The following is a 3,924-nucleotide window of genomic DNA, read 5'->3' on the forward strand; positions in this document are numbered from 1 at the left end:
TCAAGTGCGCGCGATCAAATCGGAACGCTGCGCGGCATCAGATTGGAATGCCTGCGCGCGATCGTCGGAATCCGCAATACCTCAATCCGACCTTGAGAGGCTCGTCTTCGAATTGCCTCCCCTGCCCTATGGGACCAAGGATCTCGAGCCTGTCCTCTCGGCGGAAACACTGGAGATCCACCACGGCAAACATCACGCACGCTACGTGGAAACGCTCAATCGGCTGCTGGCCGAGCAGAATTTCTCGGCCCACACGCTCGAGGAAATCATCCGTATCGCGCACGGCAGCGGCGCGAAGGGCGTCTTCAACAATGCAGCCCAGGCATGGAACCATAGCTTCTTTTGGGAGAGCATGGCGCCGAAAACGGTTAAACCTGCCGGGCTGCTCGCCAGCGCCATTTCGTCCGAATTCGGGAGTCTCGAAACGCTCAGACAGCGTTTTTCCGCTGAAGGAACGGGCCATTTCGGATCGGGTTGGGTCTGGCTCATCGCGAAGCGCGACAAGCTCGAGGTGATCTCTACCCACGACGCGGGTAGCCCAATCCTTGAGGAAGGGGTGACGCCGCTGCTTGCTTGCGATGTGTGGGAGCATGCCTACTACATCGATTACCGCCAGGATCGCGCGGGCTGGATCACGTCCTGGTGGAACAGGCTCGCAAATTGGAGCTTCGCCGAAACGCAGTTTGACGCAGCGATCGGCCAGGGCAAGCCGTGGCGCTATCCACCATCACAGACCGCCCGTTGAATAAGGAGGAGAAGTAAATGCTCGTTGACGTTTTGGCTGGCGATAGCAGTTCCCCAGCAGCCCGGGGCAGTTTTCACTTCGCGCGGTCACCCCAGGCAGGCGAAGAGATCGAGATCGACGGAACGGTCGTCGTCGTGACGCGGGCCTGGCATCGGCCCAGCATCTATTACCAGGGTGCCAAGTTCGCGATTCTCGTCGAGGAACCTGTCGCTGACGCCCAAGTGCGTCCAGAAGTCCGAGATCACGCCGACATGGCGGTTTGAGTAGACGCGGAGAAGGGCGATGTCGCCCTTTTCCGCGCTCAGTCAGGCGGCGAGCAATTCGTCCGCCGGACCGAAGAATTCGTAATGAATGCGGTCGGATGGGACGCCAGCCAGCGACAAGGTCGAGACGGCGTGCCGCAGAAACGGGCGTGGTCCGCAGATATAGTAATCGGCCTCACCTACAGGCGTGTTGGCGACCAGCCATTCATCGGTAATGATGCCGGCGACGTCATAATCCCGTCCTGCGACTTCATCTTCGAGCGGGGTCTGATGAAAATCGGTGACGGTGATTGACTTGCCCCGCCCAGCGACAGCGCGAACATGATCACGCATTGCGTGGGTATCGCGGTCATGAGTTCCGTGGACATAGTGCACGGGGACTCCCGCCTCGCCCTCAGCAAGCGTTTCGAGCATGGCCACCATCGGGGTCAGCCCCACGCCGCCCGACAGGAGGATCACCGGGCGTTCGACATGCGCTGCCAGGAAGAATTCGCCTGCAGGCGCGGCAACTTTGAGCACCGTGCCCGGCTTGGCTTCATCATGAAGCCAGCCTGACGCAAGACCAAGCGGCTCACGCTTGACCGAAATGCGATAGGTTTCGCCGTTGGGGGCTGCTGAAATCGAATAGTTGCGCTTGACTGGCGGATGTCCCGGAATTTCAAGCCAGAAGGTCAGATATTGCCCGGGCTTGTGCCGCATGACGGCCCCGCCATCAACGGGGCGCAGAACGAAGGAATTGATGACGCTGCTCTCACGCACGACGTCCTCGACGCGAAAATCGCGCCAGCCATTCCATCCGCCGGTCGCATCCTTCTGTTCTGAGTAGACTCGCTGCTCGCGGGCGATCAGGATGTTGGCCAGGAACCAGTAGGCTTCGCCCCAGGCAGCGAGAATTTCATCGGTGGCCGCATCCCCCAGCACCGCCTTGATCGCCCCCAGGAGCGCCTCGGCAACGTGCGGATAATGTTCGGGCAGAATTTGCAGGCCAACATGCTTCTGCGCGATCCGCTCGACCGCCGGGGCAAGCGCACCGAGATTTTCGATGTTGCTCGCATAGGCGAGAATGGCGCCGGTCAGTGCCCGCGGCTGCGAACCGGCATCACCATGGTGCGATTGGTTGAAAAGGTCGCGAATGTTCGGGTTCTGGAACATCCGGGAATACATCTCGTTCACGATGTCGAGGCCATGCGCTTCGAGCGCGGGGACGGTCGCCTTGACGAGCGCAATGGTCTGATCGCTGAGGGGCTGCGTCATCAACTTCTCCTTTTTGAATGCGTTGAAAATCCCGGAATGTCAGAGCTTGGGAATGTGATCGTAAAAATCCACCTGCATCTTCATCGGCCCTGTCGGCGTTACGAAATGCGGTTGCTGAGGGAGAATCAAGCCAGGCTGGTCAGGCGTCAGGACGATCTCCGAAGGTGGCTCGAGGTAGGTTAGCCGGAGTTCGCCCTCGAAAACCCGGATCACGCCCCAAACACCAGCCTTCGTGTCATGTCGCGCGCGCAAGGCAGCCGGCAGAGTGTCCTGGTTGAACACCGGCGTGGAACGGTAAGGCAAGATTTCAGCCATGGGTTTGCCCTGGTCGCTCGATGGCATCCTTACGTTCCGCGTTGGCGACCGATGCAGCACTCCGTTCCTCCAGTTGGAAGAACATCGCCAGTTGCAGGCTCTCGGCGATGCGCCGCGCCTTCGCTTGTAGCGCCGCTGCCGCTTCGGGCGTCATCCTGTCATTGGTCGTTTGAACCCAGAGTGCGAACCACCGCTCGAACAGCGCGGGCGTTATCCTGGCCTTATGCTTCAAATGGGCCGGCACCGGTTGCCCCTTGTATCGGCCACTGGTGAGCATGACGGAGGACCAGAACGCAGTCAGCTTCCCAAGATGCTCCGGCCAGTCATCGATCGCATCGTTGAAAATCGGCCCAAGCGCGGGGTCGGCGCGGACCCGCGCGTAAAATTCCTCCACCAAAGGAGTCAGCTCTTCTTCTCTGATTTTCGAGACACCGTCCACGACTCGCGCTCCAATCATGTATATATAATACATCTATCATGATTGCGCATAAACGCAAGGCTAGCGCATATTTCCAGGTCGTCGGTCGCGGCGATGTACACAGCCTGAGAAACTGCTCAGCCCCGCTAGTTTAGCCTTGAATCCGAAACACGAAGGCATAGCATCAGCCAGCGACCCGAAGGAGTCTCGGTAAGACGTAGACACCTTTCCTTGCCCGCCCGTCAAAAGACGGGCGGGTTTTCTTTTCCGATTCCGTCGGACATTCGCTGGAACGCTAATCCGCGTGATCTGGCGCACTCGGAATTTTCAAACACCGTCACAAATACCTAATTATGCGCAGCTCAAGATCTAATCACCCGATTTTCGCGATCAAGCGGCCGGCGGCACCCTGCTCTGCCGCCAGATTGCGATTATAGGCGAGCGGCATCCGGGGACTCTTCCAGCGTAGCGCATCCATGATCCCCGCCAGATCCTCGCCGCTCGCAAACAGATCCTGGTTCAAGCCCACCCGCGTCGAATGCGCGCTCACGCCCTTGAGCAACTGCGCCAGATCATCGGCGGTGAGGTCGCTCAGCGCGCCCTTGTCGAAGGCGCGCCGGATCATTGCCCGCCAGATCGGCCCGATCGAACCCGGGTGCAACGCCCCCTCTCCCACATCATATTCGGTGCGCGCCGGCACCGCCGACTTCGGCAACGTCTTGCGCAGATCCCAGCTTTCGCGGCCAGAAATCGTCTCGATCCGCCGCCCCTTGACCGCAGCCCGCGCCTTGTAGCGGCGCACCTGCACCCGGCGAAACAGGGGGGCACCTCAAGGTTCGTTCGCCAGACAACGCTTTGCTGAGGTTGCCGCTTCCTGAGCAGAGCGCCGCGCCCGCACCAGATCCCGGATCGCCTCATGCTCTTCGTCG

Annotated in this window: 5 protein-coding genes and 1 pseudogene; 2 read left to right on the forward strand and 4 right to left on the reverse strand. The window is 60.1% G+C overall.

Annotated elements, in window-relative coordinates:
* Positions 1–4 precede the first annotated feature (4 nt).
* Complete coding sequence (locus PX554_RS26395; protein ID WP_275505032.1) at positions 5–745, forward strand: superoxide dismutase; 741 nt, start codon at positions 5–7, stop codon at positions 743–745.
* 17 nt (positions 746–762) lie between these two features.
* Positions 763–1,008 carry a hypothetical protein gene (locus PX554_RS26400; RefSeq protein ID WP_020820532.1) on the forward strand — a complete coding sequence of 82 codons (246 nt, stop codon included), beginning with the start codon at positions 763–765 and terminating at the stop codon, positions 1,006–1,008.
* A gap of 42 nt (positions 1,009–1,050) precedes the next feature.
* Here the strand turns inward: PX554_RS26400 and hmpA are convergent, their stop codons facing one another.
* The 4 genes and pseudogenes from hmpA to PX554_RS26420 all read right to left on the reverse strand — a co-directional run.
* A complete protein-coding gene (hmpA, locus tag PX554_RS26405) occupies positions 1,051–2,262 on the reverse strand; it encodes an NO-inducible flavohemoprotein (RefSeq protein WP_004206960.1) in 1,212 nt (403 codons plus the stop codon).
* Positions 2,263–2,301: 39 nt separating this feature from the next.
* Positions 2,302–2,577 carry a TehB family protein gene (locus PX554_RS26410; protein ID WP_020820531.1) on the reverse strand — a complete coding sequence of 92 codons (276 nt, stop codon included), beginning with the start codon at positions 2,575–2,577 and terminating at the stop codon, positions 2,302–2,304.
* Positions 2,570–3,049, reverse strand: a complete 480-nt coding sequence (locus PX554_RS26415; protein WP_020820530.1) for a group III truncated hemoglobin — start codon at positions 3,047–3,049, stop codon at positions 2,570–2,572. Before PX554_RS26415 ends, PX554_RS26410 begins: the two co-directional genes overlap by 8 nt.
* A 319-nt stretch (positions 3,050–3,368) precedes the next feature.
* Positions 3,369–3,818, reverse strand: a pseudogene (locus PX554_RS26420) (site-specific integrase); the annotation flags it as partial.
* Positions 3,819–3,924: the final 106 nt, after the last annotated feature.

This window comes from Sphingomonas pollutisoli, from assembly GCF_029167165.1.
GTDB lineage: Bacteria > Pseudomonadota > Alphaproteobacteria > Sphingomonadales > Sphingomonadaceae > Sphingomonas > Sphingomonas pollutisoli.